22 protein-coding genes are annotated in these 25,211 nt (G+C 43.1%); 14 read left to right on the forward strand and 8 right to left on the reverse strand.

The features are described from left to right. Positions 1 to 8: 8 nt before the first annotated feature. The 4 genes from L2755_RS16800 to L2755_RS16815 form a co-directional block, all read right to left on the reverse strand. Entirely contained in the window at positions 9 to 980 is a 972-nt protein-coding gene (locus L2755_RS16800) for a PstS family phosphate ABC transporter substrate-binding protein (protein ID WP_248981829.1), read from the reverse strand. Between the two features lie 179 nt (positions 981 to 1,159). Further along, positions 1,160 to 2,482 (reverse strand): phosphate regulon sensor histidine kinase PhoR, encoded by a 1,323-nt coding sequence (phoR, locus tag L2755_RS16805; protein ID WP_248981830.1) that lies wholly within the window; start codon positions 2,480 to 2,482, stop codon positions 1,160 to 1,162. A gap of 69 nt (positions 2,483 to 2,551) precedes the next feature. Then, complete coding sequence (phoB, locus tag L2755_RS16810) at positions 2,552 to 3,241, reverse strand: phosphate regulon transcriptional regulator PhoB (RefSeq protein ID WP_248981831.1); 690 nt, start codon at positions 3,239 to 3,241, stop codon at positions 2,552 to 2,554. A gap of 182 nt (positions 3,242 to 3,423) precedes the next feature. Continuing rightward, entirely contained in the window at positions 3,424 to 4,374 is a 951-nt protein-coding gene (locus L2755_RS16815) for a porin (RefSeq protein WP_248981832.1), read from the reverse strand. A gap of 290 nt (positions 4,375 to 4,664) precedes the next feature. Here L2755_RS16815 and rdgC point away from each other — a divergent pair, with 290 nt between their 5' ends. Continuing rightward, on the forward strand, positions 4,665 to 5,576 hold the full coding sequence (rdgC, locus tag L2755_RS16820) for a recombination-associated protein RdgC (RefSeq protein WP_248981833.1): 912 nt from the start codon (positions 4,665 to 4,667) through the stop codon (positions 5,574 to 5,576). Between the two features lie 109 nt (positions 5,577 to 5,685). Here the strand turns inward: rdgC and L2755_RS16825 are convergent, their stop codons facing one another. Then, positions 5,686 to 7,491, reverse strand: a complete 1,806-nt coding sequence (locus tag L2755_RS16825; RefSeq protein WP_248981834.1) for a M61 family metallopeptidase — start codon at positions 7,489 to 7,491, stop codon at positions 5,686 to 5,688. 129 nt (positions 7,492 to 7,620) lie between these two features. Here L2755_RS16825 and L2755_RS16830 point away from each other — a divergent pair, with 129 nt between their 5' ends. The 5 genes from L2755_RS16830 to L2755_RS16850 all read left to right on the forward strand — a co-directional run bounded on the left by L2755_RS16830 (position 7,621) and on the right by L2755_RS16850 (position 14,159). Further along, complete coding sequence (locus tag L2755_RS16830; protein ID WP_248981835.1) at positions 7,621 to 9,789, forward strand: tetratricopeptide repeat protein; 2,169 nt, start codon at positions 7,621 to 7,623, stop codon at positions 9,787 to 9,789. A 122-nt stretch (positions 9,790 to 9,911) separates the two neighbouring features. Then, on the forward strand, positions 9,912 to 11,468 hold the full coding sequence (locus tag L2755_RS16835; RefSeq protein WP_248981836.1) for a GGDEF domain-containing protein: 1,557 nt from the start codon (positions 9,912 to 9,914) through the stop codon (positions 11,466 to 11,468). A gap of 76 nt (positions 11,469 to 11,544) precedes the next feature. Then, positions 11,545 to 12,897, forward strand: coding sequence for a nucleotide 5'-monophosphate nucleosidase PpnN (gene ppnN / locus L2755_RS16840; RefSeq protein ID WP_248981837.1), 1,353 nt, complete (start codon positions 11,545 to 11,547; stop codon positions 12,895 to 12,897). Then, entirely contained in the window at positions 12,894 to 13,658 is a 765-nt protein-coding gene (gene xni / locus L2755_RS16845) for a flap endonuclease Xni (RefSeq protein WP_248981838.1), read from the forward strand. The genes ppnN and xni overlap by 4 nt, the downstream gene beginning before the upstream one ends. A gap of 111 nt (positions 13,659 to 13,769) precedes the next feature. Next, complete coding sequence (locus L2755_RS16850) at positions 13,770 to 14,159, forward strand: DUF3192 domain-containing protein (RefSeq protein WP_248981839.1); 390 nt, start codon at positions 13,770 to 13,772, stop codon at positions 14,157 to 14,159. Positions 14,160 to 14,237: 78 nt separating this feature from the next. Here the strand turns inward: L2755_RS16850 and hemH are convergent, their stop codons facing one another. The 3 genes from hemH to L2755_RS16865 form a co-directional block, all read right to left on the reverse strand. Continuing rightward, positions 14,238 to 15,251 (reverse strand): ferrochelatase, encoded by a 1,014-nt coding sequence (gene hemH / locus L2755_RS16855; protein ID WP_248981840.1) that lies wholly within the window; start codon positions 15,249 to 15,251, stop codon positions 14,238 to 14,240. Between the two features lie 222 nt (positions 15,252 to 15,473). Further along, a complete protein-coding gene (locus L2755_RS16860) occupies positions 15,474 to 16,586 on the reverse strand; it encodes a PilT/PilU family type 4a pilus ATPase (protein ID WP_248981841.1) in 1,113 nt (370 codons plus the stop codon). 14 nt (positions 16,587 to 16,600) lie between these two features. Next, the gene (locus L2755_RS16865; protein WP_248981842.1) at positions 16,601 to 17,638 is read right to left on the reverse strand and encodes a type IV pilus twitching motility protein PilT; all 1,038 of its coding nucleotides are present in this window, start codon (positions 17,636 to 17,638) and stop codon (positions 16,601 to 16,603) included. Positions 17,639 to 17,673: 35 nt separating this feature from the next. On the opposite strand from L2755_RS16865, the gene L2755_RS16870 reads away from it, so the two are divergent. The 8 genes from L2755_RS16870 to L2755_RS16905 all read left to right on the forward strand — a co-directional run bounded on the left by L2755_RS16870 (position 17,674) and on the right by L2755_RS16905 (position 24,673). Beyond that, positions 17,674 to 18,369: a YggS family pyridoxal phosphate-dependent enzyme gene (locus L2755_RS16870; RefSeq protein WP_248981843.1), complete on the forward strand. Its 696-nt coding sequence runs from the start codon at positions 17,674 to 17,676 to the stop codon at positions 18,367 to 18,369. 173 nt (positions 18,370 to 18,542) lie between these two features. Continuing rightward, the gene (gene proC, locus L2755_RS16875; RefSeq protein WP_248981844.1) at positions 18,543 to 19,361 is read left to right on the forward strand and encodes a pyrroline-5-carboxylate reductase; all 819 of its coding nucleotides are present in this window, start codon (positions 18,543 to 18,545) and stop codon (positions 19,359 to 19,361) included. A gap of 35 nt (positions 19,362 to 19,396) precedes the next feature. Next, positions 19,397 to 19,945 (forward strand): YggT family protein, encoded by a 549-nt coding sequence (locus L2755_RS16880; protein WP_248981845.1) that lies wholly within the window; start codon positions 19,397 to 19,399, stop codon positions 19,943 to 19,945. After that, positions 19,945 to 20,232: a DUF167 family protein YggU gene (gene yggU / locus L2755_RS16885; protein ID WP_248981846.1), complete on the forward strand. Its 288-nt coding sequence runs from the start codon at positions 19,945 to 19,947 to the stop codon at positions 20,230 to 20,232. The genes L2755_RS16880 and yggU overlap by 1 nt, the downstream gene beginning before the upstream one ends. A gap of 83 nt (positions 20,233 to 20,315) precedes the next feature. Beyond that, complete coding sequence (locus tag L2755_RS16890) at positions 20,316 to 20,750, forward strand: DUF4426 domain-containing protein (protein WP_248981847.1); 435 nt, start codon at positions 20,316 to 20,318, stop codon at positions 20,748 to 20,750. Positions 20,751 to 20,967: 217 nt separating this feature from the next. Beyond that, positions 20,968 to 21,567, forward strand: a complete 600-nt coding sequence (gene rdgB, locus L2755_RS16895) for an RdgB/HAM1 family non-canonical purine NTP pyrophosphatase (protein ID WP_248981848.1) — start codon at positions 20,968 to 20,970, stop codon at positions 21,565 to 21,567. Continuing rightward, positions 21,567 to 22,703, forward strand: a complete 1,137-nt coding sequence (gene hemW / locus L2755_RS16900) for a radical SAM family heme chaperone HemW (protein WP_248981849.1) — start codon at positions 21,567 to 21,569, stop codon at positions 22,701 to 22,703. Before rdgB ends, hemW begins: the two co-directional genes overlap by 1 nt. A 125-nt stretch (positions 22,704 to 22,828) precedes the next feature. Then, the gene (locus L2755_RS16905; protein WP_248981850.1) at positions 22,829 to 24,673 is read left to right on the forward strand and encodes a DUF885 domain-containing protein; all 1,845 of its coding nucleotides are present in this window, start codon (positions 22,829 to 22,831) and stop codon (positions 24,671 to 24,673) included. Positions 24,674 to 25,211 lie beyond the last annotated feature (538 nt).

Consider the following 25,211-nt stretch of genomic DNA (forward strand, 5'->3'; position numbering starts at 1 on the left):
ATTTAAGCTTAAAGACGGATACCGGCTTTCTCTAAATCTTTAGCGATAACGCTGCGAGGAAGCGCTACATAACCGTCTTTCTCAACGATTTGCTGTCCTTGCATTGATAGTACGTAGCGGATAAATTCACGATCCATTGGCGCCAGCGCTTTATTTGGGTGTTTGTTCACATAAACATATAAGTAACGTGAAAGTGGGTACTTACCGCTGGCAGCATTTTCCGGTGAAGCTGCGATGTATTTGGTGCCCTTCTTAGAGATAGCAACCGCTTTAACACCCGCAGTCTTATATCCGATTCCTGAGTAACCAATGGCGTTTAGTGATTGAGATACAGACTGAACCACAGACGCTGAACCCGGCTGCTCATTAACATTCGCTTTAAAATCACCTTTACAAAGCGCTTTCTTTTTAAAGTAACCGTAAGTCCCAGAGACTGAATTACGACCATATAGCTGCACGTCACGTCCTGACCAGCTGCCGTCTAGGCCAACGTCACCCCAACGAGTGATGTTTTCGCCACCACACTTATTGGTAGAGGAGAAGATACCGTCGATCTGCTCCATGCTCATGCCTTTGATTGGGTTATCTTTATGCACAAACACTGCTAACGCATCAATGGCAACACGAATAGCGGTTGGCTGGTAGCCGTAATGCTTTTCGAATGCTTCTACTTCATTTGGCTTCATCTTGCGGCTCATAGGGCCGAACTGAGAAGTACCTTCAGTCAGTGCTGGCGGCGCAGTCGATGAACCTGCCGCTTGAATTTGAATATTGACGTTAGGGTACAATTGTTTAAAGTCTTCAGCCCACAAGGTCATCATGTTAGCCAGAGTATCTGAACCTACAGACGATAAGTTACCAGACACACCACTTGTTTTTTCATAGGTTGGTAAAGACTGGTCGATTGCGGCCATTGATGCTGCAGAAAATACAGTCGCGGCAGTTAAGCTTACAGCGCCGACAAGTTGTTTCAATTTCATTCTTTGCTCCAGTGTTTAAATATCTTGGTTTCTTAAAACGCTGTCAGTATTAACTTCTATGATGACAAGTCTATGACTACAAGGTGACAGTTAGATGACAAAGCAGGGTATAGATATCGTTAATATGAAAAAACAGGCTAAGCGCCTGTTTTTATGTCATCTGATTTTAACCCTAAACATCATTCAACAGCGATGAGTGGCTCAGGTGCCGTAAACTCAATAAGGTTAGGCGGAATAACAAAACTAAAGGTACTGCCCTTACCTAGCTGGCTCGATACCATTAGCTCGCTTTGGTGATGGTTTAGCGCATGTTTGGTGATCGCCAGGCCTAAACCAGTGCCACCACTTTGTCTTGAGCGCGCACTATCAACCCGATAGAAACGTTCCGTCAAGCGACTAATATGCTGTGGCGCGATGCCTTCACCGCTATCACTCACGCTAAATTGGCCGCCAGAGGCGATCTTTCGCCAGCTAATATCAATTGATCCACCGGGCTCGGTATAGCGAATGGCATTAGAGATAAGGTTTGTACAAGCACTTCTAAGCTGAATTTCATTACCATACATATCAAGACCTGGCTCGCAATACAGGCTTACATCATACTGATCTTGAGCCAGTGCCAGCGCCTCATCGCGCAGTATGTCCATCATCGATGACATGTTCACTTTAACTTCGAGGTTGATATCCCCGGCATCTTCTATTCTTGATAATGCCAGCAGCTGCTCAACCATAGAGCGCATTCGCGAAGTTTGTTGCTGCATCTGATCCAGTGCTCTCACATTGGGAGAATCTGGCTCCGCCATTGATTGCATCATCTCTAGATAACCTTGCAACACCGTTAAAGGCGTCTTCAGTTCGTGTGATACATTGGCGACAAACTCTTTACGCATCCCCTCCAGTTGACGAACTCGAGTGATATCACGCGCAATCAGCAGTAACTGACCAGAGCCATAACCCATGATCCGAATCTCTAACAAGCGTCCTTCAGACAAAGGGGCTGCTAGTTCTAACGGCTCTTGGTATTCGGCATTTTTTAAGTAGTTAGAAAAGTCAGGGTGACGGATAAGGTTATCGATCCGCTGGCCATTATCTTGTGGCCAAACAAAGCCCAACAACAGCTGCGCGAGCTTGTTACACCAGAGAATATTGTGTTCAGAATCGAGTACCACAGCGGCATCAGGTAACGCTTCAGCGCCCTGCCTGAAACGGCCGAGTAAGAATGCGAGTTGCGATACACGCTTACGATTTTTCCCCTGTAAGCGATAGATACCGTTAAATACCCCCTCCCAACTTCCGCTGCCGTTCGGCGGTGTTAGGCGGCGATCATGCCACAGCCAATAGTTAAGCCGTGAGAGCTGACGGTAATGCCATAGCAATAAACAGATACTACCGAGTAAAAGTATCCAAAAGACTTCACCCATCAGCAAGCCCACCACTAAACACAGCAGTAGATAGATCACCAATCGAGAAATTAGACGATACCCAGAATATGAATCAAACATAGACCGACCATATGGAAGAACTGAGCACAAGATAACGTAAAAGCTATCTTATGCCTATGAGATGTTTAACTAAAGTCTCGTTGAGAAACGATAGCCTGCGCCACGAACAGTTTGAATAAGACGATCATGTCCAGATTCTGTTACCGCTTTGCGTAAACGCCTGATATGCACATCAACCGTTCTATCTTCAACATAGACGTTGGTGCCCCATACGTTATCAAGCAGTTGTTCACGACTGTAAACACGCTCTGGATGCGTCATAAAGAAATGCAGTAAGCGAAACTCAGTTGGCCCCATCTCTAATACTTGCTCACCTACCGTGACTCGATGGCTTACAGGATCTAACAGTAACCCTTGCACATCAATGGGCTCTTCTAGACACGTTGGTGCGGCACGGCGCATTACCGCCTTAATACGTGCAACCAGCTCCTTAGGTGAGAAAGGTTTGGTGATAAAGTCATCAGCGCCCACCTCAAGACCTCTTACTTTATCCTCCTCTTCGCCACGAGCCGTCAGCATGATAATTGGAATTTGACGGGTAAATTCATCTTGGCGTAATCGCTTCGCCAGTTGAATACCACTGCCACCGGGGAACATCCAATCAAGCAATACAAGATCGGGATAGGGCTCCGATAACATATTTAACGCTGAGTCGTAGTCTTCTGCCGCGGTTGTAGTAAAGCCATGTTGCTCTAACACGAAAGTTAGCATCTCTCGAATTGCCAACTCATCTTCAACTATCAATATCCTTGCTGTCATAATCGATCTTCTTCAGTGAATTTCTATGAGGCTATTATTGGTCAGTTTTATTACATTAATATTAAACGACGTAACATTTTGCCATAATAAACTAAATTGATGTCATAAAGCTAAACGATTCAGCTAAGTATAAGACGTAAAAAGGAGGCAAATGCCCCCTTTTTTAAATACTTAACTGTGATTTAGAACTTATGTTCTAGACCAACACCGAAGTATTTGTCATCATTTTCAACTTTTTCATATGAACGATTAGTGTAGAAAGCGAACAGTTTAGTGGGCTTACCCAGTTTGTAATCGCCACCTATTGACCAAGAATCACCTTTATCTTCCATATCTTGGTACTGCGCTTTTAATACCACGGCATCAATCGTATATGCAGCACTAAATAGGTAACCGGTTTTGCTTTCGCCACCGACGGTTGCAGTACTATCTTTCTCGTAAGTCTGTTCTTGCTGCTGATACATACCACCTAGCTTAAAGCCGGCAATTTTACCTTGCACAGTCGCACGAACAACTTCGTAACCTTTAACATCTGCATCATAAGCTACAGAGGCATAAATAGGAGATTTTTTAAGTTTTGCATCGCCGTACATGGCAGCAACACTAAAGCCATCTTGGGCATATTGAGATTTAGCACCCTCAGCCGCGTATGTCACACCCACTTTAAAACCACTAAAAGAAGGTGTTACGTAAGTTGCTGTTTGCTCGATACGATTTTCACCTTTGAACAAGTTTTTCAAATCACCTGAAAGGTCGTTAAACTGATCAATTTTACCTTGAGAAACCTTGAGCATGGTGTCGTTGCGACCCACAGAAAATGCGCCAAAATTACCTTTAAGGCCGACAAACTGGTTACGAGCTTTAAAGTTTTCTTTAACGTCATCACCAGTATCAACTTCATACTCAACGGTATAGAAAGCTTCAAGGTCGTTGCTCAGTTCGAAAGCACCCTTAACACCAAAACGAGAAGCATTAGATTGAATCGTCGTTGTTGCTTCATCATTTACATCATTAGACTGCGCAGTAACATTTAACTTACCGTAAACCGTTAGTGGGTCTGCAGCGTGGGCAGAAGCCATAGTTGCAGTAGCAAGAGCAGAAGCCAGTAGAGTTTTACAAAAAACGTTCATCATTAAATCCTTTCGACGTTTATTCGTCTTGGTTATTGGTTTGGACGAGCGCCATAATGAAGAAAGTTTGTTGCATTTTTATTTCAGTGAACGCTAAAGCAAACTGAAAATGTTAAATTCATGACGTTCTGAATAGAGAAAGCCCCAAGGAATAAGGCTTTCGGCAATAAAAGGTGAAATATGACAGTTTAGTTAAATGTGACAAAACTGCCGAGTAAGAACATGCCTAGGCGGTTTACCCGAACCTGACAATGGCTTACACTGCGGCTTTAATTTTGACTGAGCAATTATCTATGTGGTTTAAAAATCTAACTGTATACCGCTTTAACAAGCCTTTCTCTGTTGATACAGAATCAATGGAAAAATCACTGGAAGACTTCACCTTCTCTCCTTGCTCAAGCCAAGATGTTAGTAAGTTTGGTTTCTCTAAAGCCCTCGGTAAGCATGGCGATACTTTGGTCCATACCGCTGCAGACAGGCACCTTATCTGCGCGACTAAAGAGGAGAAAATCCTACCTGCTCAAGTGATTAAAGAAGCATTAGAAGATAAAGTGGCTTTGCTGGAAGCTGAAGACGGTCGCAAAATGGCCAAAAAAGAGAAAGATGCACTTAAAGATGAGATCATCATGACTCTTTTGCCGAGAGCCTTTTCTCGTCGCAGTCAAATTCGCGCGCTAATATTGCCTGAAATCCAGATGATTTTAGTCGACAGTTCAAGTGCCGCTAAATCAGAAGAGCTTATGGCGTTGCTGCGTAAAGCGATTGGCACTTTACCTATCATTCCAATGAGTTTTAAAACGCCAATTGAAACCCAGCTAACGGAATGGTTAAAAGAGGGCAAAACGCCTGCCGCTTTTGAAATGCAAGATGAAGCAGAGCTAAAGAGCGATTCAGATGAAGGTGGAATTGTTCGTTTTAAGCAGCAAGACTTAACTGAAAATGAAGTAATAGCGCATATCGAAGTCGGTAAGCAAGTCCACAAGCTAGCACTGCATTTTGGCCAATCAATCGCTTTTCTGCTTCAATCAGATGCTGCGATTAAGCGTCTTAAATTCTCTGAAGAGTTTAGAGCCGGCAATGACGATGTGGGTGACGAAGATCCTATGGCGCGTTTAGATGCCGATTTTGCCTTAATGGGTAGCGAGTTAATTGCCCTAGTTAACTCAGTGATTGACGCACTAGGTGGCCTAGAAGACAGTATTTAACCTAATCGTTAATGATGACTTATCCATATATCGATAATAAAAAGGCGCCTAAGGCGCCTTTTTATTATCTAAACTCACGCAAAATACCAAGCTAAATTACTCAGCGGACTTACTTAGCTGACTTTAATTTACCCTCTTTATCGAATGGCCAGTCAATGCCTAACCAGGCTTTTAAAAATGCTTTTTGAGAACGGTTGGGTTTATCAACGCAAGCTATCGCCAGCTTACCGCTTTTTTTCTCGCCCAGAGTCAACTCAACCTGTTTCAGTCTGTCATTACTAAATAGAGTAATGTTTATCTTACCGCCCGCGTTAAAGTCTTTAATGCGCGACTCAAATCCAGCTGCCGTCACTTTTAAGCCATTGATGGCGACAATTTGGTCGCCAAGCACGATGCCAGCGTTCCATGCAGGTCCATTACGCAACACGCGTGAAAGCACTAAGCTTTTAGACTCTAGTGTGGCCCCAACAAAAGGTTCTGACTTAGCCTTGTCACCGTAACCCACTGTTAAGCCAGCTCGGACTAACATACTTTCGAAATCTAAACTGATAGGGGAGTTAACGTGCTCTTGCCACCATTTTTCATAACTCGTTCCCGAGACCTTTTCTAAAATAGCTTTCACATCGGCAATGTTATAACCCGCTGGAATGCGGTGCGAATTATAAAGTTCGCGGTGCACGTCGCGATATGAGTACTTTAAATTGGTTTCATTAAGCAAAGAGAAATCCAGCGCAAACGAGGTAAGGTAACCCTCAGAGTAGATGTTAGTACTATGATTTACCGCATAATCACCGCCAGTGCTCGCCCATTGGTTGGCACTGGCACTTGCAACAGACTGAACCTCACGACCCGGTGTTTTCTCGCTTTGTGTAATACGCTTGGCTAAATCTTCAAAAAACTCTTTGACAGTCATCACACCAGCACGAAGCAACAATTGGCTTTGAAAGTAACTAGTTGAACCTTCAGCAATCCACAGTAGCTGCGTAATCCCCTCCTCCTGATAGTCATAAGGCACTAGCCCTGCAGGACGGTATGCTTTGACATTCCAAGTATGAATAAACTCGTGCGAAGCTGTCTTTATAAAACCAAGATAGTCTTTACGATCACGATAACTAAAACGTGGGCGTTGAATAATCGTTGAATTCAAATGCTCAGTTGCACCACGAGCGCCGCTGGTTGCATGTACCATATAAACATAACGTTCAAAGGGGTAATCATCCCATATGACCTCAGCCTGGCCACTTAGCTTAGTTAAATCAACGACCATCTTGTCGATGTCGTAATTGCCTTCGCCCCAAATGACAAGCTCATATTGCTTGCCATCAGCCTTAAACTCTCGATGTTCACTAATACCCGTTTCAATAGGCGAGTCGACTAATATGTCGTAATTGTCGGCAGTAAAACTATGGGTTTCTGAGCCACGATCCATTCCTGAATAGCTATACCAATCATTAGCAACGGCAAGGTTGACATTAATCGGCTCATTTCTAAATTCTGGACTATAAACAAAAGTACCACTGGCATCGAGAAAAGCATGGGTCGCATCAATATGATTCACTCGTTGCCCAAGCTTATTGGCATATAACTGGTAAGAAACGGTAACCCTTGTTGGTTTATCAAGTGCGACGGTCCACTCACCGCTGGCTGTTCTAGCCCATGGAAGTATATCGCCCGCGGCATTTTTTGCAGTGAAAAGCCTCACCGAATCAGCAAGGGGCAGCATTTCATACTTGCCCGTACGCCAAACGGGTAGATTTACCACTAAAACAGCTGATTTTGTTTCTGGAAAGCTCACTGCAACTTTAGCTAAATGATGCTGTGGATTGAGTAAATCGATAGAGTAATCAACGTCTGCAATTGCAGACGGAGAAATTAACGCACTTAAAGTTAAGATTAGGGGAACTACTGGTTTCACTCTGGCTTCCTTCTGTTATTATTGTTTCCATTAAGCCAAAAAGTATAACATTTCGCTTAATTACACCAATTAAAATAACAAAAATAAATAGCTCTAGAGCTTTAGCTTAGAGCAAGGAATTACCTCCCCATGCGTAGTGTGCTGACTCTCGTTGTAATAATGTTGTCCTTTTTTATCAGCCACTTCGCTGCTGCCACTGGTAGAGATGCCATCGAAACAGAACTTGAATTTAGAGAGTTCCCCAATAATTTACGCCAATCTATCCAAAAACACTTCCCCACCACGCCAAACTTTCGCAGCAAAGAAGAGCTAGATAACCATGCGATGAAAAAAGGGGTCCCTGTTGAAGAGGTTTTATTTGAGCTGCAATTATTAGCGAGATTGTCATTAGACTTGTCATCAAAAAACACCGACCGCTACGCCATTGCTAAACAATTGATAGATCAATTAACCTTGTTGGATGACAGCCCATTTGGCAGTAGCTATGTTCTGATGCTTAACGGTCGATATATTGGCAAAAGTAAGCAGGATTTTAAATCGGCTATAGCACTCTACCAAAAAGCACTCGACACGCTTTCACAAACCGAGGGTCCAAAAGCGCAAACATTGCGCTTTACGCTGCACATCGACCTCGGCATGATGCATTTGATGATGCGCGAAAACACACCCGCATTGGAACACCTGCAACACGCTAAGTCTGTTGCACTTGAAACCGCATCCCCCTACATGATTGCCCATGCAGAATCGACGTTAGGAAAGTATTATTTAAAAAATACCCAATATGGGAAATCACTATCCCATTACTCAAATGCCATCAGGTTTACAAAAAGTAGTGAACATCCCTCTCAAGATGCGCATATTAAGTTGCAACTAGCACGAGTGAACCGTGACTTAAAATCTTGGGATGACGCACTACGCTATGCCAACAGCGCGTCAGAGCAGTTCAAACGCCTTGGTAATGAGAATTATGTTTCGACCTGTATGACGGTCATCGCAACCGTCTATGCCAAGCAAGGTCAATGGTACAAAGCCATTGATTACCACTTAAATGCACAACAAATCGATGTCAAACTCGGAAACTATATGGCGCAAGCGTTAACCTTGCATAACCTTGGTGAAGCCTATTTTCATATTGACGATAGTCAAACATCACTTTCACACCTATTAGGTGCAAGCGACATTTTTATCTCACGTAACAGCAATCACTATTTAGTTTACAATCACCTTCTGCTCGCCGAGGTAAATAGTAGTATTTCAGATTGGGGAGCCGCATTAAAATACGCCAACTCAGCAGCCGATATCGCAGAGGAGATGAAACTTAGCGATGAGTTTATTCAAGCACTTACGTTCAGTTCAACCGCGTCAAAACATCTAGGAAAGTTTGAGCAAGCTTATCAAGACATTCTTAAAGTGCTTAGCTTAAGCGCTAAAGGCGGAAACAAGGTTGATGATGAAGAGCAAGCCAAAGCATTATTTCAATTACAAAAAGCAAAATTAGAGCTAAACCAAAAATATATTGATTTAGAGCAAAAAGAGGGGCTGTTATCCGTTAATCGCTTAATGTTAATTAGCTGTTTATTGGCGTTCGCATTAACCGCAACTCTTGCTCTTTACCTGTGGCGAATTAAGCACAACTTACGCGAAAAGTGCACAAAACTAGAACAGAGCAGCGGCTTGGATCCATTGACTAAAACGGCAAACCATTCGGCCTTTGTTCGAGACTTTATTAATAACCCAAATACATTTAAGACGTTAGCCTTAGTCTCTTTAACGGATCAGCTTAACTCTGATCTCGCTCAAGGATATGAATGTAACTCAAAAATGAACAAGCAACAGCTGCGTTCACTGTCTGAGTGTTTAAGCTGCCAAAGTTACATCATTCGACCAGGGCTTTTTCTATTAAGTTTTAACATCAAAATTGCCCCCAATACGCTACTGAACAGCATAAGAGATTCATTGAAAGACAACGATGGTAATACTCGCCTACATATGGGGCTACTAAACCTTCCCTTACTCGCAGACACCGCACTGAAGCTTTCAGCAGAGCAGCACTTTGGCACATTACAGATGATGCTATCGGCGGCAATGACCTTAGGCCACCAGCAAGATTACTATGTCACACTAAAACCGCTTAACTTTGCATCATCAGGCATCTTTGAACCCCCGCTATATCTCAATATAGAGAAAAGCATCATTCGTGGCATCATCAAAATAGAGACCAACGGCATTAAGGGTGATATTGTTTGGCCAAGGTGGAAGAGTCATCAGAATGTCGACTTGACCGCAGAATTAAGTTAACGGCTTAAATGAGCATCATATTCAAGTGACGTTCATTTCGTTTCTTGGCTAACTGCTGTTAAAGTGGCACTAAAGTCATAGTATCTTTAGTACGTACGGTTGATAAAGGAACATCTAAATAAATGAAGGACGCCGTCGCCAACACGCCTCAGTTAAGCGTATTACAGCAAAAACTTTATTCAGCAAGGCAAGCCCTTGATGATATGAGTGAAGACCAAAATAAAAAGCTTCAACTCCTGCTGCAATTTATTAGTCAATTAAGCTTGGCGTGCAAAGGCCAAAACCTCGAATTAGACAATAAGCTCGCCAAACTGCGACACAAATTGAGTCGTTTTAGCCAAATTGATAATGCCATCACCGATCTAACTGAAGTTGAAGATATATTAAAGCAGCAGTATAACCAGGTCATGCAACAACTCGAAGAGAGTCGCGGCTCGTTATCTAATATTGTAAGCGAAATTCAGCGCATTGAGTCTCTACCGACAAAACTCAAAAAAGAGATCTCTTACTTCAAGAAGGAGCTGACCAAGCCCTTTCATACTTATTGGGATTACATTCCTAAAGTAGAAAAAATTGTGGCTTTTTACGATGAGATCCTTAGCGAGCAACTCCGCCTTGGCGATAAATTTGAAGTATTACCACGGCATCGGCAATCAGCCCACGAGCTGGCACAGATGCTGTCGGAAATAGAGTTTAGAAAAGAGCAACGAGAACAAATCACTTCGATAAAAGTATCATTAACTTCAGATTTTGAACTCGATACTTTATTAAACGCTTATCAGATCGTTCTTAGCCTATTACTCGATAATATCGCTAAAGAAAAAACCGCATCACAAGAGTTTTTATACATACTCAACGGTGCATTAACCAATGTTAGGGAGGTTGTCACTGACTCCTACACACATTCGGTAAAAAGCTTTCAAGTTGCCAAAAGACTTAACTGCGAAATTAATAACCAAGTTGATAATGTTGGCGAATCGGTTGCTGAAATTGACGATGTAAATCAGCTGAAGACCCAGGTAACAGAACAGCTATTAGCACTGCGAACCGCCCTAAGCCGTAAAGAGGCGCTAGAGAACAGAGAGCAGATCCAATTAAGACAATCTGTTGAAGCGCTACGCAGCGAGCTTAACCAGTTAGCTAAAGAAACCGAAACCTATAAAGAGCGCTTGTTTGAGCAACAAAAGCTAAACCTACTCGATTCGCTAACTCAACTGCCCAACCGAGCAGCACTCGAAGAACGTATGGACATTGAGTATCGTAATTTTAAGCGTACTCAACAACCACTGTGGGTTGCTATTGCTGATATTGACCACTTCAAATCAATCAACGATAGTTTTGGCCACAGCACAGGTGATAAAACACTACAAGTGATTGCTATGGCGCTAAAAAACTCTTTAAGAGAGACTGAGTTTGTTGCTCGTTATGGCGGCGAAGAGTTTGTGTTTTTACTGCCTGACATTGGTGAGAATGATATTAAACCTTTACTCAACCGAGTCAGAGAAAAAGTAAAAAATATTCCCTTTAAGTTTAAAAATCAGAGAATTACAGTTACAGTATCTATAGGTGCTGCACAAATTATTGAAAATGAGCTCATCAGTGAAACTTTTGAACGAGCAGACGCGGCACTATATAAAGCCAAACATGAAAGCAGAGATAGAGTCATCATCGACTCATAAACTGACCTCGGCGAGCAGCATTTTTACCGCCATTTATCTTGAGGGACAGTTAATCTATCACTGCTAAGGAGCTGCTATGATAGTGAAAATTAGTCCCAGAGGAAGCTTAGATCAGCTTTCACAACTCGAAGTCGACAGACTCAAACAGAACGCCAATAGTGAGCTTTACCAGCTCTACCGCAGTTGTTCCCTTGCAGTATTAGCTTCAGGTTTACAAAGCGACAATGCCGAAAGTCTTTTCAATCAATTCAAAGATTTTAATATTAATGTCCTAAGGCGAGAGCGTGGCATTAAGATCGAGCTAACCAATCCGCCTCAAGCAGCCTTTGTCGACGGCGAAATCATCTCTGGTATACAAGAGCACCTATTTTCGGTGCTACGCGATATCGTCTATATCTATGATCGCTATGACAACCTAAAACACATCAACTTAACCAATGCCAGTCACATCACTAACGTTGTCTTCGACATATTACGTAATGCGCGCACAATGCCGATGCTCGACCCCAATATTATTGTTTGCTGGGGCGGACACAGCATCAACCCCATTGAGTATCAATATACTCGAGAGGTGGGCTATGAACTCGGCCTGCGTAAGCTAGATATTTGCACCGGTTGTGGCCCTGGCGCTATGGAAGGGCCAATGAAAGGTGCAGCCATTGGTCATGCCAAGCAAAGAATCAACCATGCGCGATATATTGGCCTCACTGAGCCCAGTATTATTGCAGCTGAACCGCCAAACCAGATCGTCAATGAACTGGTTATCCTGCCGGATATCGAGAAACGACTAGAAGCCTTTGTCAGACTAGGGCATGGTATCATCATCTTCCCTGGCGGAGCGGGTACTGCTGAGGAACTGCTCTATTTACTGGGTATATTGTTAAATGATCATAACCAAGAGATCCCCTTCCCTCTGGTGCTAACAGGACCAAAAGAGAGTGAGGAGTATTTCTTACGCATTGATGAGTTTATTGCGGCAACACTGGGCCCAGAAGCACAGAGTAAGTATCAAATCGTGATTGACGATCCATCAAAGGTGGCTCGCATTCAAAAAGAAGCCATGCAAAAGATCAAAACCTTCCGCAAGGACAATGGCGACTCCTATCAATATCAATGGTCATTGAAAATCGAGCCAGAGTTTCAGCTACCTTTTGAACCAACTCATGAAATGATGAGTAATTTAGATCTGCACGATCAATTAAACAAAGCAGAACTGGCTGCCAATTTAAGAAAGGCCTTTTCAGGTATTGTGGCTGGCAATGTAAAAATGGAAACAATTAAGAGAATTGACGAAAAAGGCCCTTTTCAGCTTAAAGGGGATCCAAAACTCATGGCGTTAATGGATGATCTTCTTAACGCTTTTGTCTTACAACAACGAATGAAGTTACCGGGAAGTGCCTATATTCCCTGTTATAAAGTAATGAAATGAATAAATTTTTAATTTTAGATGGTATGAACTTAGTGCGGCGGATCCACGCCGCTCAACCCAACGAATCAGATATCAACGGCCTAAAAGAGCGAGTCAATGGTGCCTGTCAAAAGCTAGTGAAGTATCACCAGCCCTCTCATGTAGCGATGGTATGGGATGGTAAAGCATTATCATGGCGCAAAGCGCTATACCAAGATTACAAAAAGGGCCGCAAGCCGATGCCTGAAGCATTAGCGAACGGTCTGGCGGATATAAAAGCTTATCTTGCAGAACATAACATCGCCTCGCTTAATGCCGAGTCTGAAGCTGATGACGTTATTGCGACCCTAGCAACCAAGCTCGTCAGTATTGGCGGCGAAGCTATTATTGTGTCCACTGATAAAGGCTTTTGTCAATTAAACCATCCCCATATCAAGCAATGGGATCACTTCAATCAAGCATACATGACGGTTGAAGCGATGGAGAGAAAGCTTGGCGTCGAACATAAGCAATTTATTGATTATCTCGCACTTGCTGGTGACAGTGGCAATAAAATACCTGGTGTACCGGGTATAGGACCTAAGTCTGCGGTTGAGTTACTAAAGATATTTCGTTCACTGGCCAATATTTATAGTTCAATTGAACAAGTAGGCTCTAAACAAGCCAAAAAGCTTGAAGATGGTAAAAAAATGGCCAGATTAAGCTATAAACTGGTGCAGCTTCAATTGGATATGCCACTCAATGCAAACTTAAAGCAGTTTAGGCTGCCAAAAATAAGTTAACAAAACCTTACAACTGTTAACAAAAAGTTGTTCCGTTGGCATTTACCCCAATTAATTTGCATAGTATCGTATCAACTTATTGGAATTGCTTGTCAAGGAAACCGAGTTCAGATGAAATCCAGAGTCCCCGTAATCGTTGGATCTATTTTTGTTGCCTACATTGCCTTTGTTGCAATCATTATGCTGTCATATGAGCCAACCCCAGATGAGATGGATTGGGAAGATAGGCAGGCTTACAATAGAGCTAAGCTGACAGAAATTACCATCGGACAGAGTATCGGTGAAGTAAAAACGATGTTTGGTAAAGCAGACTTTAGTGAAGCTAAGATCTCTAATGAGCAGAATCTACAGATTTTGTTTTACCGTACTCAACACAAAGAGTCTGATGGTGAAACAACAAAGGAGGAGTGTACTCCTCTTTTGTTTAAACAGGGCAAGCTGGTTGCTTGGGGTGAAGATACCTATCAACAATATCTGGCCAGCCAATTAGATAGCTTATAAGCCCGTCTTAACCCATCACGGCACAAAGGACAGCATCGGCAAATTTATCTAGGGACTTGCCGATGTCGTTATAAGAATTTAAATGTGAGGCTTAACAATATTAGCCATCATTTGAATATGGTCGTCGTTATCATTTAGCGCAGCAATATACCTAAACTGCTCCCCGCCCGCTTCCTTAAATATCAGTTTATTCTCTACGGCGATCTCCTCTAATGTTTCAAGGCAGTCAGCACTAAAAGCTGGACACACTACCGCGATATCGGTAACGCCCTTAGCAGGTAAATCTCCCATTGTGGCGTCAGTATATGGCGTGAGCCATTTAGCCTTTCCAAATCGCGACTGGAACGTCGTAATATACTGCTCTTCAGTCAAGCCGAGCTTTTCGACTAACAACTTGCTGGTGACCATACAAAAACAGTAATAGGGATCGCCAAGGTGAAGATTACGTTCTGGCATACCATGGTAAGACAAGACCAGCTTTTGCGGCTGACCATTGAGCACAAAATCTTTGCTGATAGAAGCCGCGAGAGCATCAATAAAATCGGGGTTATCATGATAAGTATTAATAAAGTGTAAGGCTGGTAAATAGCGCCAAGTTGTCAGCTCCTTGGCGATGGCATCAAAAGCTGATGCGGTTGTTGGTGCGGCATACTGCGGGTATAGCGGCAGCACGACCAGCTTATCGACTCCATCCTTGTGCATTTTTTGTAATGTCGTCGCCACCGAAGGCTGACCATAACGCATACAAAACTGCACCGAGACATCTTTACCCGTTTGCTCAAAATACTGAGATAACTTTCGGGTTTGGCGTTGAGTGATATCCATCAAGGGTGAGCCATCTTTGCTCCAAACCTGTTGGTATAAGGCGGCAGACTTAGCCGGTCTTACCCGCAAAATAATCCCATGCAGAATAATCATCCAAACTAATCGTGGGATCTCAACAACCCGAGGATCGGCTAAAAACTCCGCTAAATAACGTCGTACTGCTGCAGCAGTTGGCTCATCAGGTGTCCCAAGGTTAACTAACAACACTCCGGTTTTGCCGCGTCTTTTATGACCTTCATCCTTGGTTAATCCTGAAAATCTGGCCAAGAGAACTCCTTAAACTTGCATTGTGAATATGTTAATCGACGACAGAGCTGACTAACATCAGCTCTCCTCAAACAACGGGCATTGCCATACTTAATGGGCACTACGCGCTAGCCAACTTAAAGATCAGTGTTTTATAAAAAAGCTGCCAATACAAGATATTGCCAGCTTAATTTTAGGCAAATATTCACTATGCCCAAAAATCTCAATTCTAAATTATTGCAATTAATCCAAGTTGAGGGTTACCCCATCCATTGAACTTGAGCTCGTTGTATCTGAGCTTTGCAACTTGATCATTAAGCGTAAGTCATTCGGTGAATCAGCATGGTGCAGTGCATCTGCGTAGCTAATTTCACCATCAGCATAGAGCTTTAACAATGCCTGATCGAACGTCTGCATGCCCTGTTCATTCGACTTGGACATGGTTTCCTTTAACGAGTGCAACTCATTTTTAGCGATCAAACTGGCCACTCGGGGCGTGTTAATTAGCACTTCAATAGCGGCTCTTCGGCCAGAACCATCGATTTTAGGCACCAGTTGCTGGGCAACAATGCCGCGTAAATTTAGCGACAAATCAAATAACAATTGATGATGTTTACTTTCTGGTACCAAATGCATAATACGATCAAGTGCTTGGTTAGCATTGTTAGCGTGCAATGTTGCCATACACAGATGACCGGTTTCGGCAAATGACAACGCAAATTCCATGGTCTCTTGGCTACGGATCTCACCGATCAAAATAACATCTGGAGCTTGGCGCAGTGAGCTTTTAAGCGCCGCATCAAAAGATTCGGTATCGATGCCGACTTCACGTTGAGTGATAATACTTTTACGGTGATCGTGAACAAATTCAACTGGATCTTCAATGGTTAAGATATGCCCGCGCGCATGTGCGTTTCGATAACCAACCAGGGCTGCTAATGAGGTTGATTTACCGGTACCGGTACCACCAACCATGATGAGTAAGCCACGCTTACTCATTACTAAATCTTTTAGAATAGGCGGCAACATTAAGTCATCGACGTCTGGGATTTGCGTCTCAATACGACGCATTACGCAACCTGGAGCTTCTCTTTGCCAAAAGGCACTAACACGAAAGCGGCCAAGATCTTTAGCGGCAAAAGCGAAGTTACATTCGCGAGATTGATGAAACTCCTCTTTTTGCACTTCAGTCATTAATGACTCAACAAAATCTAATGCCTGCGCAGGATTAAATGCGTTCTCGCTCAATTGACGTAATTCACCATCAACTTTTGCACTAGGTGGAAAGCCTGCCGTAATGAAGAGATCTGACGCTTTGCGATCGATCATAGCCTTTAAGAAGGGACGAACATCCATAAGTATTTATCCGTTTAAAATTTGGTTTGCTTGTTTGAGCTTTTAAGCATGGCGTCTTCACGGGTAATTTGACCGCGATTAACCAGATTCTGTAAACACTGATCTAGAGTCTGCATACCATGGGCCATACCCGTTTGAATCGCGGAGTACATTTGCGCCACTTTATCTTCGCGGATTAAGTTACGGATAGCTGGTGTACCCATCATAATCTCATGAGCAGCCACACGACCACCACCAACCTTTTTAATCAGGGTTTGAGAAATAACGGCTTGCAGAGATTCTGATAACATTGTCCGCACCATGCCTTTTTCACCCTCTGGGAACACATCAACCACACGGTCAATGGTTTTAGCGGCGGAGGTTGTATGCAAGGTACCAAATACAAGGTGACCGGTTTCAGCTGCCGTCATCGCCAATCTGATTGTTTCAAGATCACGCATCTCACCGACGAGAATAACATCGGGATCTTCACGTAACGCACTGCGTAATGCGGCATTAAAACTATGAGTATGGCGATGTACTTCACGTTGGTTAATCAGGCATTGCTTGTTTTGATGCACAAATTCGATTGGATCTTCAATCGTCAATATGTGGTCATGGCGATTTTCATTCACATAATCGACCATCGCAGCGAGTGTCGTACTCTTACCTGAACCAGTGGGGCCGGTGACCAATACCAATCCTCGAGGGAAACTCGCGATTTGTTTGAAAATTTCAGGGGCGCCGAGTTGCTCAAGGCTTAAGATATCGCTGGGGATGGTACGAAATACCGCCGCCGAACCACGAGATTGGTTAAACGCATTGACACGAAAGCGGGCAAGGCCCGGCACTTCAAAGGAGAAATCTATCTCAAGATGTTCTTCATAATCTTTTCGCTGCTTATCATTCATTATATCGTACACAAGACTATGTACACCTTGATGGTCTAAAGCAGGAAGATTGATCTTCCTAACTTCACCATCAACACGGATCATAGGAGAAACCCCCGCAGAAAGGTGTAGATCTGATGCATTGTGCTTTACACTAAAGGCAAGTAATTCTGTGATTTCCATAGTTTGGGATATCCATTCAACCAAAAATAGTTAACATGACAACAATAACAGACAGACTAGCACTCGCCCAGCACAGGATCAGCCAAGCGGCGCAAAATTCATCACGAAATCCTATAGATGTACAACTGTTGGCCGTGAGTAAAACCAAGCCCAATAGCCAGATCGTAGCCGCCTATGCTGCAGGACAAAGACGTTTTGGCGAAAACTACGTTCAGGAAGGCGAAGCGAAGGTCAATAGCCTAAGCGGCGATTATCCCGATATCGAGTGGCACTTCATCGGCCCGTTACAATCTAATAAAACAAAAGTGGTCGCCAGTTTATTTGACTGGATGCATACCGTTGCGCGCGAAAAAATAGCGATTAGGTTAAATGAACAACGACCACAGAGTATGCCAGCGTTAAATGTCTGTATTCAGGTCAATATCAGTCAAGAGCTAAGTAAGTCAGGTGTGAGTGGAGCAGATGTGTTTACCCTTGCAAAGCTGATCAACGCCTTACCCAATTTGAACCTACGTGGATTAATGGCGATACCGTCTGCCAATGTCGACAATATCAGCGCGACATCTGAACTTGCGGCATTGCAGAAACTGTATTTGTTATTAAAACAGCAATACCCTAGCGTAGATACCTTGTCGGTAGGTATGAGTAACGATCTGGAGCTCGCAATAGCCCACGGTTCTACGATGGTTCGGATTGGCAGTGCCATTTTTGGTGCTCGTGATTATCCCTAAAAGATTAAAATCAAACAGATTAATAATAAATGAATTTTTTTTAATCCGAACGTGGCTTGGTTTTGAGTTATCTAACCCAAATATTAAACCAGGTAACCTTTGAGAAATTGTTTTCCATAGCGTTTGTGAACTATAAAAATGTGTCGTCCTAACAAGAATAAAAAGAGAACTTAATGTCACAAAAGAAAGTGTGTTTTATTGGTGCCGGTAACATGACCCGCAGTATCGTCAGTGGTTTAGTTAAAAGTGGTTATTCTCCTCAGAACATAACCGCCTCAAATCCAAGTCAAGCAAAGCTAGATGCACTTAGCAATGATTTCGGTATTAGCGTCACTAACGATAACATTGACGCGGCCACAACTGCCGATGTCATCATCTTGGGTGTAAAGCCACATTTAATGCAGCACGTTGGCGAGCAATTAAGTGGCCTAGATCTTTCCACTAAATTAATTATTACTATTGCCGCAGGGGTAACAGCCAAGCGTTATAGTGACTTTTTCAAGCAAGAGATCAAATTAATACGCACTATGCCTAATACCCCTACTCAGATCGGTGTAGGCTTAACGGGTTTGTTTGCTGGCGATAATATATCGACTGAATATAAAACCTTGTGCGAAACGCTCATGGCTACCGGTGGAGAAGTTGTTTGGGTAGACAAAGAAGATGATTTAAATCAAGTGATAGCGTTAGCAGGGAGTTCACCGGCATACTTCTTTCTATTTTTAGAGTCTATGGTCGAAAGTGCAATAAAAGGCGGTATATCGGAGGCTAGTGCAAGAGAGATGGCGCAACAAGCAGCATTAGGTGCGGCATTAATGGCCAAACAAAACCCCGACTTAAGTTTGGCGCAGCTGCGACAGAATGTAACTTCAAAGGGGGGCACAACAGCGCAAGCTGTGGCCACTTTTGAAGCGGGTAATTTAAGAGGGCTGGTTGACAATGCGATGAGCAATTGTGTTGCACGGGCTCAAGAGATGGCAAAACAATATTAATTCCTTTTATATAACGTGATAAGTAGAGTGAACAGATGAATGCATTTAGTTTTCTAGTAGGTACAGTATTCGATTTATACTTAATGGTGGTCATTTTACGACTGTGGCTACAACTCGCCCGCGCCGATTTTTATAACCCCTTTAGCCAGTTTATTGTTAAGGCGACTCACCCCATCGTTGGTCCATTAAGACGCGTGATCCCTTCGTTCGGCAATTTTGATAGTGCGTCATTTGTACTCGCGTTCACCGTCGTGATTGTGAAATTTGTCCTGCTAAGCTTAATCGCTGGCGCTGCGATAAACGTCCCGAGTATCTTACTTGTCTCTCTAGTATCGGTATTTAAAGAAGCGGGTGTGCTGCTATTTTGGATGCTTATTCTGCGCGCTATATTAAGCTGGGTAAGCCAAGGGCAAAACCCGATAGAGATGGTAATGACCCAATTGACTGAGCCTCTTTTGTCACCCATTCGCCGCATGCTACCGCAAATGGGTGGATTAGACCTATCCTTGCTGGTAATGATGATTATTCTTAATTTTGTCAATATTTTACTGGCACAATATGTGCCGTTCTGGGCAAACGTATAGTGGTTGCAGTAAGCATGCAGCAGGGAAACCTGCTGCTTCAACTGTATATTCAACCCAAAGCGAGTCGTGACCAAATTGTTGGACTTCATGGTGAAGAGCTAAAAATAGCGATTACCGCTCCCCCTGTTGACGGAAAGGCCAACGCACACCTGACCAAGTATCTCGCTAAAGCTTTCAAAGTCCCTAAGGGGAATATCACCATTGTGAAAGGTCAAATGGGACGACACAAACAAGTGTTAATCAATTCGCCTAGGCTTATTCCTCCCACAATACAAAACCTTTTGTAACCGTATAGTTATAAGAAGTTTAAGGCGTTTATCGCACTTAAGTTCTATACTCATACCAAAGCTATCACCTAAGGAAAGCCAATATGTTCCGCTCTCTAACAGCCATTTTATTGCTCAGTTTATGCCTCATCAGTAGCGCATTTGCCGAGCAAAAACAAAAAGTCGGTAACTACGATATTCATTATGTAGCCCTAAGCAGTACCTTTTTAACGCCCAGTATTGCCAAGGCTTACGGTATTAAACGCAGTGGTTATACGGGGATCTTAAATATTTCGGTGTTAGATACCAGCGTAGAGGGTAATCCTGCGGTTGCAATTGAAATTACCGGTATAGCCAACAACCTACTTGATGCGCGCGTTGAGTTAAAATTTAGAGAAATACGTGAAGGCGACTCTATCTACTATATTGCAGAAGTACCCTACCGCGATGATCAAGAGATCAACTTTAACATAGCCTTAAAACATGGCTCAAAGCTCAATACACAGCTTAAATTTAAGCAAAAGTTCTATGTAGAGTAGTCGTTTGTCCGGGGGAGAGATCCCCCGCCCTTGAAATAGCACTGCAGCGTAGTAGCGATATATCCACTAGCCTTCATAACAGATCAAAAGATTAAGCCAATCACCTCACATTTAAGGTTTGGCTCAGTGAGGATTGAAAATAACGCTAGCCTTATGGCAATTAACTGTTCGGTTCGCTATTATGCGGCCATATTTTCAGACACTTTAAAGATCTCCCATGAATCAAATCGTCCTTGCTAGCGGTAATAAAGGTAAGCTCAAAGAATTTTCTGAACTGATGGCTGATTACGGTGTAGAGATCCTCGCCCAAAGTAATTTCAACGTCTCTGAAGTTGCTGAAACTGGCACCACGTTTGTTGAGAATGCGATCATAAAAGCACGTCATGCCGCCGAAATTACTGGCCATGCCGCTATCGCAGATGACTCTGGTTTAGAAGTTGATTTTCTGCAAGGAGCTCCAGGGATCTATTCGGCGCGTTATGCTGGCGAAGGTGCCCAAGAGCAGCAAAATTACCGCAAACTACTTAACGCACTAGATAACCAGTCACAACGCAGTGCTCGTTTTCAGTGTGTATTGGTCTACATGCGCCATGCAAAGGACCCAACCCCCATTATTTGCCAAGCATCATGGGAGGGCACTATCGGCTTTGAACCACTAGGTGATAATGGCCATGGTTATGATCCTATCTTTATTCCTGCAGAGCATCAATGTAGTGCTGCCGAGCTGAGCAGTGATGAGAAGAACCAGTTAAGCCATCGCGGCAAAGCACTGGTTTTGCTCATTGATGCGATGAAACAACAAGGTATTTTTAGCTAATGTTAATCCTGCCACCATTAAGCCTATACATTCATATTCCTTGGTGTGTACAGAAATGTCCCTACTGTGATTTTAACTCTCACGGTCAACATGGCGAGTTACCACAAACTGAATATGTAGACGCGCTTATCGCCGACTTAAAACAAGATCTCCATTATGTCCAAGATCGGCAGCTACACACTATTTTTATTGGTGGCGGCACCCCCTCTTTGTTTGATGCAGCGCAAATACAACGTCTTCTCGTTGAAGTTGATAAGCTTATTAAGTTTAAAGACAATATCGAGATCACCATGGAAGCAAACCCTGGTACCTTAGAGCATGATGATTTTATTGCCTACCGCCAAGCTGGGGTCACTCGTTTATCCATTGGGGTGCAGAGCTTTTCCAGTGACAAGCTAAATTTACTCGGCCGCATCCATGATAAAACAGAAGCACAAGTCGCAGCCCAAAAAGCAAAAACATCAGGTTATCAGAGTTTCAATTTAGACCTAATGCACGGCCTGCCTAACCAAAGTTTTGCTGAGGCATTAGCCGATATAGAAACCGCTGCGGAATTGGCTCCGCCGCATCTGTCTTGGTATCAACTCACTATCGAGCCAAATACCCTGTTTCACTCCAAGCCACCTCAGCTGCCTGATGACGAGAAGCTATGGCAAATCTATGAGCAAGGGCAAAAAAGGCTGGCAGAACTTGGTTATATACAGTACGAGATATCTGCTTATGCGAAAGAGGGCTTCCAATGCCAGCATAACCTTAACTACTGGCAGTTTGGCGACTACTTAGGCATTGGCTGTGGCGCCCACGGCAAAATTACTCAGCTAGCTGAAAATCAAATACTGCGTACGGTTAAGATTAAGCACCCTAAAGGCTATCTTGCTGCAGACGATTACACCTCTGACGTGACCATCGTGGAGGAGGAAGATAGGCCGCTTGAATACTTAATGAACCGCTTAAGGCTGATGACGCCCATCCCTAAAGTTGAGTTTGAACAACGCACAGGCTTAGATCGAAAAGTATTAACTGCAGGAGTTGAGCTGGCTTGCGCAAAAGGATTAATGACTCAAAGCAGCGAACATTGGCAGTTGACGCCTAAAGGGCATATGTTTGTCAATGACTTATTGTCACAATTCCTATAACCATTTGAATAAATTAGCTATAACTAAACAAAATGGTTTACCGGAAACATTTACTAACATATATATCAAAACATTAACTTTAGGCTTCTTTAGGATAACAATCATAATTCTAAGGAAGTCTAAAAATGCCAATAAAAACAAAAATCAGTTTCATCGCCCTGTCCCTTTCTTTCTGCTTAAACGCCTCGGTTTATGCAGCGCCAACCGCTGCTAATGACTTGAGTCCAAGTGAAAGTGTCACTCAAAAAGCCAATAGCGAATCTGAAAAAGCGAATCTACTGTTCGAAAGCATTTTTATGGAAAATGTATTAGCTAGCCCTATATCGCAAACCCATTTAGGGATCAAAACAGATTACGATAAATGGGACGAGATGAGCGACGCAGCAACAGATGCTCAGTTGCTGCGCACCAAGAAACATCTGTCCCAGCTAAAAACACTCAAAGTAGGCAAGCTTGATAGGCAGACAACACTAAGCTATCAGCTACTAACACAAAAGCTTGAACAGGAGATAAAAGACGATCAATGGCGCTACCATAGCTATCCCGTAAATCAGATGTATGGTGGCCACTCACAGATTGCTTCCTTGTTAATAAACCAACATCAGATCAGCGATGTAAAGGATGCTAAAGCCTATATTAGTCGTTTAAATGGCGTATCAAAGCGCCTTGTTCAACTGCAAACAGCGTTAGAGGTGCGTGCCGATAAAGGCATTATCGCTCCTAAATTTGTATTTCCCTATGTTATCTCTGACAGTAAGAATATCGTCAAAGGTGCGCCTTTCGATGAAGGCAAAGACAGTGCTCTATGGGCTGACTTTAAACGTAAAGTCAATGCACTGTCGATAAGCTCTGATGAGCAGCAGCAACTTCTCTCTGCCGCAAAAGCAGCATTAGTCGATGAGGTTAAGCCGGCGTACGACAAACTTATCAGCTACATGATTAAGCTTGAAACCAAAGCGGATACTCGCGATGGTGCTTGGAAGTTTCCTCATGGCGAAAGCTACTATAACAATGCTTTAGAGCGCACAACGACCACAAAGATGAGCGCCAATGACATTCATAAACTGGGTCTGTCTGAAGTTTATCGTATTCACACCGAAATGCGTGACATTATGAAAAAGGTCAATTTTGAAGGTAGCTTACAAGAGTTCTTTGCCTTCATGCGTGATGATCAACAGTTCTATTATACAGATACAGACCAAGGCCGTCAGGCGTACTTACAAGAAGCTATTTCACTCATTGATACCATGAGTAGCCGCCTTGATGAAGTGTTTAAGGTAAAGCCCAAAGCACCGATGATCGTTAAACAGGTCGAAGCATTTAGAGAGAAATCTGCCGGTAAAGCCTTCTATAACAATCCATCACCAGATGGCAGCCGTCCAGGCACCTACTACGCTAACCTCTATGATATGAAGGCGATGCCAAAATACCAAATGGAGGCTCTCGCTTACCATGAGGGAACACCTGGTCATCATATGCAGATAGCTATCGCTCAAGAGCTTGAGGGTGTGCCTAAGTTCCGTAAATACGGCGGTTATACTGCCTACATTGAAGGGTGGGGCTTGTATAGCGAGTACTTCCCGAAAGAGATGGGCATGTATGCAGATCCCTATTCAGATTTTGGCCGATTAGCGATGGAGCTATGGCGCGCATGTCGCCTCGTGGTTGATACCGGCATTCATGCTAAAAAATGGACTCGTGAAGAGTCAATAAACTACTACACGTCTAATACACCCAACGCAGAGTCTGACGCCATTAAAATGGTAGAAAGGCATATTGTGATGCCATCACAAGCAACGGCCTATAAAGTCGGCATGTTAAAGCTGCTCGAACTGAGAGCAAAAGCACAAACAGCGCTAGGTGATAAGTTTGATATAAGAGATTTCCATACCGTCGTATTGCAAAACGGTCCGGTGCCACTTGATGTGCTTGAGTCTGAAATAGCGCTGTGGATAAAGAAAAATAGCTAAACCTACGCGGCTCGTCGATTAGTAGTACTGATTGGCATGACTAAAAAACTAACGCAATAAAAAAGCCACTAATTATAGTGGCTTTTTTATTTCATCTAGACTGATAAGCAGCATCTACCCACTTTCAAACTTCTACTTATATTAGTAAATAGCTTGAGTTGTAGGGCACAGATAGATTTGAAGCCGTTAACAGAAAAATACCCCGGTAAAAGCCGGGGTAAACCAAAACTAGGATGATGGTTTGAAGGCTAGCATTATTTTAGTTCGTAAACTTCTGCTAGCGTTGAATCAAAACTGCGTTAAGCTGATCTGTATAGCACAATAAAGAGGGGTCATTCTCAACTCTGCTATAGGACTCAAATCATTTTGAATCAACTGCCAACATTGTATTAAATTGAGAACAAACTGCAACCTAAACGTCAAAAACCAGCATTAGTTAACACTAAATTCGCACCGACTAAACAACACGCCACACCAACTAAGTTATTGATTCAAATAAATTTGAAAGTGGTAGCCGTCATCGGTAGGAAACATTGTT

This window comes from Shewanella abyssi (assembly GCF_023284025.1).
Classification (GTDB): Bacteria; Pseudomonadota; Gammaproteobacteria; order Enterobacterales; family Shewanellaceae; genus Shewanella; species Shewanella abyssi.